Source organism: Chryseobacterium shigense, from assembly GCF_014207845.1.
GTDB lineage: Bacteria > Bacteroidota > Bacteroidia > Flavobacteriales > Weeksellaceae > Chryseobacterium > Chryseobacterium shigense_A.
In genome coordinates this window covers 1,985,544-1,999,714 of sequence record NZ_JACHLC010000001.1, presented here as the reverse complement: position 1 = coordinate 1,999,714, position 14,171 = coordinate 1,985,544, and the positions used below count along the sequence as shown (strand labels likewise).

At 37.2% G+C, this 14,171-nt stretch carries 11 protein-coding genes; 9 read left to right on the top strand and 2 right to left on the bottom strand.

Annotated features, from left to right (window positions below):
* Nucleotides 1-159: 159 nt before the first annotated feature.
* On the bottom strand, nucleotides 160-1,389 hold the full coding sequence (locus HNP36_RS09220) for a hypothetical protein (RefSeq protein WP_184158211.1): 1,230 nt from the start codon (nucleotides 1,387-1,389) through the stop codon (nucleotides 160-162).
* Between the two features lie 34 nt (nucleotides 1,390-1,423).
* Nucleotides 1,424-4,063 carry a TonB-dependent receptor plug domain-containing protein gene (locus HNP36_RS09215; protein WP_184158214.1) on the bottom strand — a complete coding sequence of 880 codons (2,640 nt, stop codon included), beginning with the start codon at nucleotides 4,061-4,063 and terminating at the stop codon, nucleotides 1,424-1,426.
* Between the two features lie 198 nt (nucleotides 4,064-4,261).
* Here HNP36_RS09215 and HNP36_RS09210 point away from each other — a divergent pair, with 198 nt between their 5' ends.
* The 9 genes from HNP36_RS09210 to HNP36_RS09170 all read left to right on the top strand — a co-directional run bounded on the left by HNP36_RS09210 (nucleotide 4,262) and on the right by HNP36_RS09170 (nucleotide 14,054).
* A complete protein-coding gene (locus HNP36_RS09210; RefSeq protein ID WP_027379708.1) occupies nucleotides 4,262-4,939 on the top strand; it encodes a response regulator transcription factor in 678 nt (225 codons plus the stop codon).
* Between the two features lie 46 nt (nucleotides 4,940-4,985).
* Entirely contained in the window at nucleotides 4,986-6,017 is a 1,032-nt protein-coding gene (locus HNP36_RS09205; protein WP_184158216.1) for a sensor histidine kinase, read from the top strand.
* A gap of 135 nt (nucleotides 6,018-6,152) precedes the next feature.
* Nucleotides 6,153-6,752 (top strand): IS1096 element passenger TnpR family protein, encoded by a 600-nt coding sequence (locus HNP36_RS09200; protein WP_184158218.1) that lies wholly within the window; start codon nucleotides 6,153-6,155, stop codon nucleotides 6,750-6,752.
* Between the two features lie 223 nt (nucleotides 6,753-6,975).
* Nucleotides 6,976-8,322, top strand: coding sequence for an alpha-amylase family glycosyl hydrolase (locus tag HNP36_RS09195; protein WP_184158220.1), 1,347 nt, complete (start codon nucleotides 6,976-6,978; stop codon nucleotides 8,320-8,322).
* 174 nt (nucleotides 8,323-8,496) lie between these two features.
* A complete protein-coding gene (locus HNP36_RS09190; protein ID WP_184158222.1) occupies nucleotides 8,497-8,937 on the top strand; it encodes a hypothetical protein in 441 nt (146 codons plus the stop codon).
* Nucleotides 8,938-9,101: 164 nt separating this feature from the next.
* Nucleotides 9,102-9,896, top strand: a complete 795-nt coding sequence (locus tag HNP36_RS09185) for a thymidylate synthase (protein ID WP_184158224.1) — start codon at nucleotides 9,102-9,104, stop codon at nucleotides 9,894-9,896.
* An 84-nt stretch (nucleotides 9,897-9,980) separates the two neighbouring features.
* Nucleotides 9,981-11,300, top strand: coding sequence for a serine hydrolase domain-containing protein (locus HNP36_RS09180; RefSeq protein ID WP_184158226.1), 1,320 nt, complete (start codon nucleotides 9,981-9,983; stop codon nucleotides 11,298-11,300).
* Nucleotide 11,301: 1 nt separating this feature from the next.
* The gene (locus tag HNP36_RS09175) at nucleotides 11,302-11,532 is read left to right on the top strand and encodes a hypothetical protein (RefSeq protein WP_184158228.1); all 231 of its coding nucleotides are present in this window, start codon (nucleotides 11,302-11,304) and stop codon (nucleotides 11,530-11,532) included.
* 11 nt (nucleotides 11,533-11,543) lie between these two features.
* The gene (locus HNP36_RS09170) at nucleotides 11,544-14,054 is read left to right on the top strand and encodes a M1 family metallopeptidase (RefSeq protein WP_184158230.1); all 2,511 of its coding nucleotides are present in this window, start codon (nucleotides 11,544-11,546) and stop codon (nucleotides 14,052-14,054) included.
* The last annotated feature ends 117 nt before the right edge of the window (nucleotides 14,055-14,171 follow it).

Here is a 14,171-nt window from a genome sequence, read left to right as displayed (position 1 = left end):
TTTTAACCACAAGAGCCAAAAGTTTTTTTACACTTAAGTTCTTTGAAAACCTTTCATTTTTTAAGCAAACTTATTTGGAATGAAATAACCTGAGCAATCAAAAAGCCACCAGAAAAATTCCTGATGGCCCTTAAAATTTGATATGAAGAAACTAGTTACTTATTGCAGTCCTGCTAAAAGGTTTACCCCATCTACTGTAGCCCAAGCTCCTGGAGTTAAAGCTACTTTGGTAACGGTAGCAGTATTGGTGAATGTTTTTCCACCGTTCGGAGTAAATGCATATCCCCAAACACCTGGATTGTCAGAGTTTAAGTAAGTAAGAGGAGCAACCACTACTTTTCCTGTATTTACCTGGCTTGTTTCCGTAGCTGCATCCTGGATTAGTACAGAATAAGCTTTCTGAGTACCGATATTTTTATAACCGCTGATGTAAACGTTTGAGAAAATCCCTGTTCCCTGCTTTTTGAACTGGATTGCAGTAATTTCTGGAGAATTGGCAGTTTCAGGAAGCGTGTTTGCGTCTCTGATTAATGTGATGTTTGATATTTTCGGTGCCGTATTATCAGCATTACCCGAAGACTCGATTTCCATTCCGAAGTTACCTGTACCTGTCTGGAAAGCATACCAGTTTGTATTGTTCTGTCCGCTCCATGCATCCTGCCAGTCGAAAGAATCATCATAGTTCCCGTAAGAAACGATATTTTTCGCACTTACTGTACCTCCGAAGAATTCATAACCGTCATCTGTTCCTTTATACGTTACAAGATTCTCCAAAGTTGTTCCTGCTCCTACGGCATAAAATGTCATAGAGTTGGTTTCAGAAGTACCGTCACCGATCTTTTTACCTGCGTATTCCACTCTTACGAACTTCATGGTTCCTGAGTTTGAATTGGCATCACTTCCTCCGTAATAAACGTTGTTTCCATCCTCAGAAAGAGCCTGTACATTTCCGTTGATTGCTTTGATCGGAGCATTTCCATAAATTGTGATACCGCCCCAGTCACCAGGAGTTTTAGTGGAAGTAGTGAATACAATAGGCTCAGAAGCTGTACCTACGGCATTGATTTTTCCGTCCTGAAGAATTACCAGACCACTTGTTTTGGAAGTTACTACATTGAAAGTAGCACCCGCTTCAATAGTGATGGTGGCATTATTTGTAATTTTTACAATTCCGTCTAATGTATAGTTTCCTTTTTTGATAAGGAGATCTTTTGAAATAGTTCCTGATAATGTTCCGCTTCCGCTTAGTACACTTTCAGTGGTTCCCGGAGTGGTAGGAGTAGTAACCGTACCTTCTCCCAGGCCATCATTTACATCGATAGTACATGAATTTAAGGCCAATGTTAACACTGTTGTTAACGATAGTAATGATAAAACTCTTCTTTTCATTTTATACTTTATTTTTATTTTTTATTAAATTGTTTTAGAATGTATATCCTACAGTAAGGTTGAATGTAGTACCTCTGTAGTAATTTGTAAGTGTATTATTACCTTGCTCGAAATTGGTAGGCAGATAATTTTTGTCACCTATTAGAATTTTGTACTTGCTGTCTAAAATATTCTGTACTGCAAATTTTACATTCCAGTTTTTCGTTAATTGCCCCTGGTATACAAAATCTATCTGGTTGAATGGTTTTTCATAATAATTGTCAGTGCCTGCTCCTCCCGTTGCATAAATTTTGCTTCCTGACACATTGTAAACAAGTGAGAATGTATGGGCTAAATTGTTGCGATTTTTCAGTTCATACTTTAAATCGGCATTGATGGTGTAAGGAGCCGCTCCCTGTAAACCTCTTTTGCGTAATGTTTCTCCTGTCTGATCGAACCAGTCAGGTCTTTCCATATTTAACTGGTCCTGGCTTCTTTCTACGTTGGAATGCATGATAGTGGCATTAGCTCCCAGAGTAAAGCTTCTTAAAGACTCTGATATTCTGCCCAGACTTAAAATTCCTTCCAGTTCTATCCCGAATAAATCTGCTTTTTTGGCATTGAAGAAAGTAATGGTGGAACCTGTTGCATTTCCTGAAGCTACTAATGAACGTTCAATAGCGTTGTCGATTCTTTTTGCAAACAGGTTTACAGCAAACATCTCCTTATTGGTTGGGAAATATTCCCATTTCAGATCGAAATTGTAGTTTTCACTGTTCTTAATTTCAGGATTACCGACAATATTTACGTTATCCGGATTGATGTATGTAATAGGCATAGTCTCGATAAGGATAGGACGTGTAACGGTCTTGCTGAAAGAGAATCTTAAATTGTTTTTATTGTTAAGAGCCTTTTTTACCGATAATGACGGCAGGAAGAAGTTCTTGTTCTTATCTAAATCTATTTTAGTTTCTGCACTTTGTTCTGAATAACGGATCAGAGTCATGTCATTTTCATACCTTGCTCCCAATAAGATATCCCAGGAATCATTAGGCTTTAAATTCACGTTGGCATATCCTCCGTTGATGATCTGGTAGAAGCTTGAATAAAACTGTGAAATATCAGATCCTTCCTGGTAATATAAATCTCCATTTCTTAGAGATGCATTAAAGGTATCCTGAGGAGTATCAACATTAATAACAAAAGAGTTTGAAGAAGTAGCAGTACGTCCGAAAATAAATCGGTAAGAAGTTTTTCTGAAATCTGAAAACCCGTTATACCCCAATGCAATCTGAATTGGGAAATCTTTTCTGTCCCCTTTTTCTCCTAAAGCCAATTGATATTCTGCGAACGCTGAACCATAGAATCTGGAATCTACATCCAGGTACTGGCGGATAATGTTGTTTCCACCATAACGCATTGCAATATTACTGCCTGAAAGAAAAGTTCCTGTAGTAGGATCAATACGGTTACCCTCTATGATTTTTCTGTCCGGCTGCTGATAATTATTGATTACATAGCTGGCTCCGGCTTTTAGCTGATGCCTTTCATTTATTTTCTGAGATGCAGTTAACTGTAAATCTAAAAATCTTGAAACATCTAATTGATTGGTTCTGAAGAAAGTAGTCTTGTTAAGAACCTGTCCGTCTTTGTAACCATAATTATCTTCTATGATATTATTGACATTCTGTAAATAAATAGCATTTAGGTTAACATTTGTTCCTTTGTTCTTATATCCTAAACCTAATAAAACTGAAGATTCTATCTCGTAATTGTATTGTTTACGGTTAAGAAAATTCATGTTTTCGATGAATGAGCCTTTTCCCTGTCCTTTGAACTGGTTATTGTCACCATCCTTATATTCAAATTTGCTTCCCTGGTTCAAAGAGAATAGAATACCCAAATTCCCGGTTTCACCCATTTTCACTTTCTGTGCAGTTGTAAACCCGATGCTTGTATTAGGCATTGATTTTACATTATCCACATTCCATGAATCCTTGAATGAATTTAAAGACTGGTCCGGAGTAAATTTATAGTTATCCGGTCTTGCATTTCTGATTTCATCAGGAAGTCTTCTGTCTCTGGAGTTAAGTCCCAGATATCCGTTCATTCCGTCTGCACCCTCAGCTACTTTAAAATTATTTCTGAATGTACTTAAGGTATTTACTCCTATACTGAATTCTATTTTTGAAAAAGCTTTGTCAATCGTAAGCGTTTCAATATCAAACGTAGCTCCTGCAAAATCCCCGTAAAGATTGGAATTGAACGTCTTGTAGATATTTAATTTTCCAACTACATCCGTAGGGAACTGCTTCAGGGCAATGATCTTTTGGAATGGGTTATTGGATGGCGAACCAAGACCGTTAATCAATAAATAATTGTATCGTTCCTCAAGTCCCCTTACGAAAAGTCCTCTGCCTTCTACCGTCGTAATTCCTGTTACTTTCGTAAGTCCCTGCTCCACGTTGGAAATCCCTTTTCTGGAAATCTCTTCAGCACTTACAGCCTGCTTTTGAATAACCGCTTTTTTCTGTTCTCCCAATACTGCAGTTTCAGTTTTCTTGTTGCTGCTTCCCTGGATAACTACACCATCAATTTTTTTCTCCTTGATGATCGTGTCCTGCTTCGTTTCCTGAGCGTAAAACATTGATCCGGATAAAAATACGACTGCAATGCTAAGTTTATTAATTTTCATTATCTTACTTACTTTATTTACTAGATTCTTTCGGTGCAAAGGAATAAAAGATTAGTGGGGTAAGTGGTTTAGTGAATTTTAATTTTTTTTTAACTAAACATTAAGAAAAGAATATTATTGTTAACTTTATGTGAACGATAATACATTTGTTCATCTGTGCTTTAAAATTTATTAACTTTGACTCAGTAAAAATTTAAAATGAACCAAAAGAAAATACTCTTAATAGACGATGAACTGGATATTTTAGAGATTCTGTCTTACAACCTGGAAAAAGAAGGCTACGATATCTATACAGCCACAAACGGTAACGAAGGTATAGACAAAGCCAAAGAGATCATCCCGGATCTTATCCTGTTAGATGTTATGATGCCGGAGAAAGATGGTATAGAAACCTGTCAGGAACTTCGTAAAGTAAAAGAACTGCAGAAAACACTTATTGTATTTCTTTCCGCAAGAAGCGAAGAATTCTCCCAGTTGGCAGGATTTCAGGCCGGAGCCAACGACTATATTGTAAAGCTGATCAAACCGAAAATTCTTATCTCTAAAGTAAACGCCTTGCTGCAGCTTACTTCTCAGGTTTCAGATAATGCTAAACTTATTGAGATCGGAGATCTGGTAATCGACAAAGACAATTTCAGGGTTTCCAAAAGCGGACAGCAGTTCCTTCTTCCTAAAAAAGAATTCGATTTGCTTTATCTTCTGGCTTCAAACACGGAAAAAGTATTCAAAAGAGAAGAAATTCTGGAAAAAGTATGGGGTAACGATGTGATTGTAGGAGAAAGAACCATCGATGTACATATCAGAAGACTGAGAGAAAAACTGGGAATCAATACCATCCAGACACTGAAAGGAATCGGTTATAAGCTTATCGTTTAATAACTTAAATTCCTATCTTTACATAAACCTATAAAAACTTGTAAAATTGAAATTTTACAGACTTACACTCGTCGCCTCGTGTCTTCTGACACTGGTGATGTTTCTTTTAGTAATCATTTTTGATTCACTGAAGGATATCTATTACCAGACCCCTTTTTTCAAAATCGGTCTTTTCACCTGCCTGGTCCTCATTTTTATGATCAATTATGTGGTTCTTGAGCTTCTTTTCAACTATTACGGAAAAAAGCAGGTTCGCGGGCTTTCGCAGATGCTTCCCCAGGAAATTGTTCACGACAATAACGAAAATATTACCATTAAGGAACTTGGCGAAAGATTCTCAGATCTTAACCAGCAGCAGGTCACAGAGATCGATATGATGAAAGAAATGGAAAGTTACCGTAAAGAATACATCGGAAATGTTTCCCATGAGCTTAAAACACCACTGTTTTCCATTCAGGGATATGTGGAAACCCTCAGAGACGGAGGAGTAGACAATCTTACCATTCGCGACAAATACCTTGAAAGAATTGATAAATCTGTAGAAAGACTCATCGCAATCGTTACAGATCTTGATATGATCAACAGGCTTGAAGCAGGGGAGATAAGTATCGCAGTTTCAAAATTTGATGTCAATCTTTTAATCAAGGAAATTTTTGAACTTCTTGAATTTGAGGCAGAGAAACATAATGCTACTTTGCAGATCCAGACCCTTAACCCGCAGATATTTGTAGATGCCGACAAACAGAAAATTTCACAGGTTTTCATTAATTTAATCTCCAATGCCATTCATTATGCCAACAGGCAGGAAGCAAAAGTAGCCGTAAAAACCAGTGTTCTCAAAAACAAAGTTCTGATTGAGGTTATAGATAACGGAATGGGAATAAAAGCTGAAGCCCTGCCAAGAATCTTCGAAAGATTTTACCGTGTGGAAACCAGCAGAAGCAGAAGGGAAGGAGGTTCCGGTTTAGGATTGGCCATTGTGAAGCATATCCTTGAAGCCCATAATGAAAATATTACAGTAGAAAGTGTCTATCTGGAAGGAACTAAATTCAGTTTTATGCTTGAAAAAAGTAAATAATTCCGGCAAAATGTAAGAAAAAAAAATATTTTAAAAAATCCTGAAATATTTTTTTGTCACATCTCATTTATTATATATTTGCAACAGAGATTTATCATAATAATTAAGGCAAAAAAAGTAATTTAAGAAACTGATATGGTTTACAAGATCCGCGTAATATTAGATGCGAAAGAGGATATTTTCCGAGATATTGAAGTAAAAGGAAAACAGTCACTATGGAACTTACATTTGGGAATTAAAAGTGCGTTCAGTCTGCAGGGAGATGAACTTTCCGCTTTTAATATGTTGGAAGATGACGGAACAATAATTAAAAGTGTTCCACTGGAAGATATGAGTGATGATGGTGATGGCGAAATTATGTCGGATGTGTATATTGATGAAGCTTTTGGGAAAATAGGCGACAAAGCACAGTTTCAGTACGGGCTTCTTGATCTTTGGGAGCTATACTGTGAACTTGTGGAAATCATCGAAGAAACAAAAGGGGTTAATTATCCTATTACCGTATACAGATTCGGAAACGTTCCGTTAAAAGCACCAAGCAGAAGCGGAAATGCTGGAGGATCCAAGAAAAGATCGGCAATGCCGCTTATGGATGATGATTTCAGCTTTGATGATGATTTTGGAGGAAACAATAATTTTGAAGATGAAGATGATGACAACTTCGATGATGAGGAAGAAGAAAACTACAACGATGATGTTTTCGAAGATGACGACGACAATGATGATGAAAGATAATAACATCTGAATAATATACAGCCCCGGATTTTCCGGGGTTTTTTTGTGTCAATGATTAGTTCTGCTTTGAAAGGGAATGGTGAAATATTAAGATTGTTTATAGATTTTAATTATACCCTGTTTTCAGTATTAAAAATTACTTTGCAAAGTAAAATTGACTATTCATCATTCACTTTTTACCTTTCACAAAAAAACATTCCTTACTTTTGTTAAAAATAGATGAATGAAGAAATTAATTCTATTAGCAATAATCGGTCTTGGAATTGTTTCCTGTACCACTCAAAACACAATAAACACTATGGATCTGCCGAAGGAATGGAAGCACTCGACCAACATATATGAAGTAAATATAAGACAATACACACAGGAAGGAACATTTAAAGCATTTGAAAAAGAAATGCCCCGCCTGAAAAAAATGGGAGTTAAAACCCTTTGGTTCATGCCAATTACACCCATTGCCCAGCAAAATAAAAAAGGAAGCCTCGGAAGTCCTTATGCCGCTTCGGATTACACATCCATCAACCCTGAATTCGGCACAATGAATGATTTCAAGCATATGGTGAACGAAGCCCACCGTTTAGGATTCAAAGTGATCATAGACTGGGTTGCGAACCACACCGGCTGGGACCATATCTGGACAAAAACACACCCTGAATTCTATCTGAAAGATCCCGACGGAAAATTCCACATCGCCTCAGGAATGGATGATATCATTGAACTTGATTACAAAAATAAGGAAATGAGACTTGCCATGATTGATGCCATGAAATTTTGGGTAAAAGAAACAGGCATTGACGGTTTCAGATGTGATCTTGCCTCTTGGGTAGAAGTAGATTTCTGGCAGCAGGCACGCCCCGAAGTTGAAAAAATAAAACCCCTTTTCTGGTTAGGAGAATTTGATGAAATCGAAAGCCCGGAATACGGAAAAGTATTTGATGCAAGTTATTCATGGAAGTGGATGCACAAATCTGCAGATTATTACAAGAAAAATGAACCTTTACAGGAACTTAGAGATCTTCTGAAGCAATATTCAAATATTGGAGATTCTTCAATGAGAGCCTGGTTTACAGCCAATCATGATGAAAACTCATGGAACGGGACAGAATATGAAAAATACGGAGTCATTACCAAACCTATGGCCGTATTCTCCGCAACATGGAATGGCGTTCCTCTGTTATACTCGGGACAGGAACTTCCCAACACGAAAAGGCTGGAGTTTTTTGAAAAAGACGTTATCAAGTGGACCAACACTTACCAGATGGCCGATTTTTATAAAACCCTGCTGGAATTAAAATCTACCAATCCTGCACTAAAAGGCGGCGACAGCAATGTATCCACCTACCTTCTGAATACCACAGCCAACGATAAAATCCTGGCCTATGTAAGAAAGAACGGAAAAGATGAAGTTCTGGTAGTTTTGAATATGTCAAAAGAACCTGTAAACTTCAAAATTGAAGATCAGAACCTTTCAGGAACTTTCAGGAATGTTTTTGACAAGACAAAAAGAGATTTTGACAGTGAAAAAGACTTCTCCTTCAAAGTTTCAGACTATGCAGTTTTTGAAAAATAAGTTAAAGACTGGAAGGTTAAAATAAGAAGAATCATATTATCTTTTATTGTTATGAACGATATATGATCTATGAAAAATATTCAATAGGAGCGGGCTTTAGCCCGCTTTTTTATATACATTTGCATTTGGCTTTAGCCAAAACTTATAAGAACTATTTCACCAGAATTTCATAATATGAACAAACAGGAACTATTAAACATCATAAAAGCAAAGATCAATGACAAGATCCGGTCTTTTGAAAACCTGATCGCAGAAACCAGAGCTTCCAATAATGATACTAAAAGTTCTATGGGTGATAAATATGAAACAGGCCGCGAAATGCTTCAGCAGGAAATCAATAACCTTCAGCGACAGCTTAATGAATCTTTAAATCAGCTGTCAGTTATCCAAAAAATATCAGCAGAGCCTTCAGATAAAGTCCAGAACGGAGCTTTGGTAAAAACAGATAAAGGCCTCTTTTATGTTACCGTATCTGTGGGCGGAATTATTTCAGAAAATCAGAAAATCATGACGGTTTCTGCAGAATCACCACTTATTAAGGCAATGTCAGGAAAAAAAGAAGGCGAGATTTTTACCATTAATAAAATAACGCAGACCATTCAGAAGATTTGGTAAAATTATTTTATTTAATTCTGAAAATAAAATTCCCATTCTTTTAATTGAAAATCAAACAACTTGATATAGAAAGCATTCATGAAAATGAATGCTTTTTTATGACCTGTGATAAGTATAAATCGGTTAGTTTTTTCTAAATTTGAACCATAAAAACCGCTTCGGAAATGCAGAACTACCTAGACCTTTTACAGCATATTTTAGACAATGGAACAGATAAGACGGACAGAACCGGGACCGGAACAAGAAGTGTTTTCGGGTACCAGTTAAGATATGACCTGTCAAAAGGCTTTCCGATGGTGACAACCAAAAAAGTACACCTGAAATCCATTATCTATGAACTGCTCTGGTTTTTAAATGGTGATACCAATGTCAAATATCTTAATGATAACGGAGTAAGCATCTGGGACGAATGGGCTGATGAAAACGGAGACCTGGGACCTGTTTACGGTGCACAGTGGAGAAGCTGGCAGGGAGCCGGCGGAAAAGTAGTGGACCAAATTACTGAAGTAATAGACCAGATCAAAAAAAATCCGGATTCAAGAAGGCTGATCGTCTCCGCCTGGAATGCAGCAGAAATTTCCAATATGGCGCTGGCACCATGCCATGCTCTGTTTCAATTCTATGTGGCAGATGGAAAACTGTCATTACAATTATACCAGAGAAGTGCCGATGTATTTCTGGGAGTGCCTTTCAATATCGCAAGCTATGCCTTATTGCTGATGATGGTGGCCCAGGTTTGTGACCTTGAAGTAGGGGATTATATCCATAGTTTCGGGGATGTTCATATTTACAACAACCATTTTGAACAGGTGAATAAACAGCTTTCAAGAGAGCCAAGACCACTTCCGGTTATGAAACTGAATCCGCAAATCAAAGATATTTTCAGTTTCAGTTTTGAAGACTTTACACTCGAAAATTATGATCCGCATCCGGGAATTAAAGCTCCTGTAGCCATTTAAACATATTGAATGTCCTGCTAAGAATAGGTATTGATATGTAACAAAACTTTCTTTTTTATTACTTATCGGTTAAATCTCAAAAGGATGCTAAAAAAGTTAATTCTTCTTTCGGTAATCAGTATTTCAGGTACTGTTTTTTCTCAGAATAACGTAAGGGAAAAATTGGGGAACTACCTGGATTCCTTATTTGTGCATCATAAAGTGATGGGAAGTTTTGCGTTTGCAGACAATGATAAGCCGGCTTTCCTAAAAGTGACAGGATTTTCTGATGCAGAAAGTAAGCAGAAAGCCAACATGAACACACAATACCGGGTTGGCTCCATCAGTAAAACCTTCACAGCAGTTTTGGTAATGAAGGCAGCTGAAGAAAAAAAACTTTCCCTTAACAGAAAACTATCAGATTTCTATCCTGAAATTCCGAATGCCGATAAAATTACTATTGAAAATTTACTTCAGCACAGAACCGGAATTCACAGTCTTACCAATGAACCGGAGTATTGGCAGTACAATACAAAATTCCAGACAGAAAGTGATCTGATCAATATCATCAAGAAATATAAAAGTGATTTTGAACCCGCCTCAAAGTACGAATACAGCAATTCAAATTACATTTTGCTGGGCCTTATTCTTGAGAAAGTGTACAAAAAAACATATGCTGAGCTGATTAAAGATAAAATTGCAAAACCCTTACAATTAAAGCTGACAGAAGCGGGAGGGAAAATTGACCCTGCGAAAAACCAGGCAAGATCTTATCAGTATATAAACGGAAATTATCACGTTTCACCGGAAACAGATATGAGCATTCCAATCGGGGCAGGCAACATTATTTCAACGCCAACCGAACTTCTGAAATTTATCCTCGGACTTGAAAATGGAAAACTCATCAAAAAAGAAAGCCTGGATAAAATGAAAAATTTTATTGATGATTATGGTTACGGACTCGTGAAAGTTCCTTTCGAACAATATACAGGATTTGGTCATACCGGTGGAATTGATAAATTCAGTTCAGCTTTATTCTATTTTCCCGATCTGAAAATTGCAGTGGGTTTTTCAACCAATCAATCGGATATGGATACGAACGAAATTTCAATTAAGATGGTGGAAACAGTAATGGGCAAAGACTTTCAAATGCCAGGCTTTAAAACCCTTGAGCTTCCGGAAGCAGAGCTGCAGAAATTTACAGGGACGTATTCAACTCCCAATATCCCTTTAAAAATTAATATCTTTATTAAAGAAAAGAAGCTGATGGCTCAGGCAACAGGTCAGGACGAATTTCCTTTGGAAGCAACCTCGGACACAAGTTTTAAATTTGAAAAGGCAGGAGTTGTCATCGATTTTTATCCTGCGAAAAAACAGTTCGTCATCATTCAGGGAGGAAAAAAAAATACCTTTACAAAAGAATAATATGAAATATTTAAAAATCAATACCGAAGAAACAACCGATTCCGAAACTTTGAAGAATGCAATTCTTCAGATGAAAGGCGTAGTTTCTGTAGAAATTATTGATGATGAAAACCCCGAAAGCGAGCTGAAAAAAGCTTTTGCCAAAACCAAAGAACAGCTCAAAAAAGGAGACTACGAAACTTTGGTTAACGATATTTTTGACATCCTAACAAAAAATAATCCTAAAAAATAATAAAGTAACAAATGAAAAAGGCAATTTTGTCCATTGCTATACTCGGAATTTTCTTTTCCGCAAACGTATCAGCACAAACCGAAACTTCAGGCAGAGAAAAAGTATACAGAGCCACTCACACCAAAGTAACGGAACTAAAACATACCAAGCTGAAAGTAAATTTCGATTACCAGAAGGAACAAATGAATGGAGAAGAATGGCTTACTGCCGCTCCTTTTTTCTATCCTGCCAACGAATTAACACTTGATGCAAAAGGAATGCTGATTCATGAAGTGGCATTGGAAGCCAATGGTAAAAAATCCCCTTTAAAATACGACTATAAAGATGACGTTTTAAAAATTACTTTAGATAAAACATATCAGAAAAACCAGGATTACACAGTTTATATCAAATATACAGCACGTCCGAATGAAGTAAAACAGGAGGGAAGTGCCGCAATTAATGATGCAAAAGGCCTGTATTTCATTAATGCTCAGGGAAAAGATCCCGATATGCCGACTCAGATCTGGACGCAGGGCGAAACGGAATCCTCTTCCGCCTGGTTCCCGACAATTGATAAATCCAACCAAAAAACAACCCAGGAAATCTACATGACCGTTCCTGATAAATACGTTACCCTTTCCAATGGACTGTTGAAAGATTCTCAAAAAGAAGCAAACGGCTTGAGAACAGATCACTGGGTGATGGATAAGAGACATTCAACCTACCTTTTCTTCATGGGAGTAGGTGAATATGCCATCGTGAAAGACAAATGGAGAAATATTGCGGTTGATTATTATATAGAAAAAGAATACGAGCCTTACGCAAAACAGATCTATGGAAATACCCCTGAAATGATCGAGTTTTTCTCTAAAAAATTAGGTTACGATTATCCGTGGGCCAAATATGCACAGATTTCCGGAAGAGATTACGTGAGTGGAGCAATGGAAAATACTACTGCAACACTTCACGGAAGTGATATTTTACAGAAACCGGGGCAGCTTATTGATGAAAACACCTGGGAAGATACTATAGCCCATGAATTATTCCACCAGTGGTTTGGAGATCTGGTAACAGCAGAAAGCTGGAGTAATCTTACTGTAAATGAATCTTTTGCGAATTATTCAGAATATCTCTGGAACGAATATAAATACGGAAAAGACCAGGCAGATTATCATCAGATGAAAGACGTAAATATGTATCTTACAACACCGGGGAATTTTGAGAAAAACCTGGTGAGATTCAATTATGATTCCCGTGAAGATGTTTTCGATTTGGTTACCTATCAGAAAGGAGGCGGAATTCTTCACATGCTAAGAAACTATCTGGGTGATGATGCCTTCTTTGCAGGTTTGAATGATTATCTGAAAACATATGAGTACCAGAACGGAGAAGCACATCAGTTAAGACTGTCCTTAGAAAAAGTTTCCGGAAAAGACCTGAACTGGTTTTTCAATCAATGGTATTTTGGAAACGGAAACCCGAAAATTAAATATTCTTATACCTTCGAACCCGTTAAAAAACAGATCGCTGTTGTTATCGAGCAAACACAGGATCAGCCTTTCCAGTTTCCTCTGGCAATTGATGTTTATGACAACGGGAAGCCGAAAAGATACAATGTCTGGGTAAATGCAACAGCAAAAAATACATTTAATTTTGATGTTTCTAAAAATGCAGATTTAGTCAATATCAATGCAGACGGAATTTTACTGGCAGATATCACAGATACCAAAACTCCGGAGCAGAACCTGATGCAGTTTATCAATTCCAAGGAATTTAAGAGCAGATACCTTGCCTTATCCGATATAAAAGACCAGGTAGGAAAAAATCCGGCAGCTACAAAATTACTGGCAGCTGCCATAAAAGATCCGTATTTCAGAACAAGAATGAAAGCCCTTAAGCTGATGGATCTTTCAAACCCTGAGCAGATGAAAGCTTTAGGAACGGATGTTGAGAAATTAGCCTCCAACGACCCGAAAACATTGGTTCAGGCTGCCGCTATTGCTGCATTGGCTAAAACTAAGGATAAAAAATACCTTCCGCTTTTTGAAAAGGGTGTAAATGCTGTTTCCAATGCTGTAAAGGGAAGTTCATTAAATGCTGTTTTGGCCCTGGACCCTTCAAAAGCCAATACATTAGCAGATAAAATTGATCTTGAAGGAGCTTCAGATGAACTGATGAGCCAGCTGCTTCCGGTTATTGTAAAAAATAAAGTGACCTCACAAATGGCCAATATTACTCCATTAGTGGCATTTTATCCGTTTATTAAATTCCAGAATCCGGAATTGGGAAAATCTGCAGAAGAAGGATATAACTGGATCATGAGCTCGGATAATGTAAAGGCTACTGAAAACATTACGAAAATCATCAGCCATGCAAAAAGCCAAATGGGAGATAATCCGCAGGTAAAAATGATGATTTCCCAGATGCTGAAAGACGGTTTAAGTAAAAAAATGGAACTGTTGAGACAAAACCCTCAGAGTGCTGCAAGCCTCAACAGACAAATCGATGCAATAAATAAAGCCATTGCCGATTTTAAATAAACAGATCAGTAAAATTGCTGAAAATATAAAACCGCTGTACCCAACAGCGGTTTTTTTATGATTTTTATATTAAAAGAGAAAATTATAGGTGAAAATTGAAGGCTTATTCAAACATCA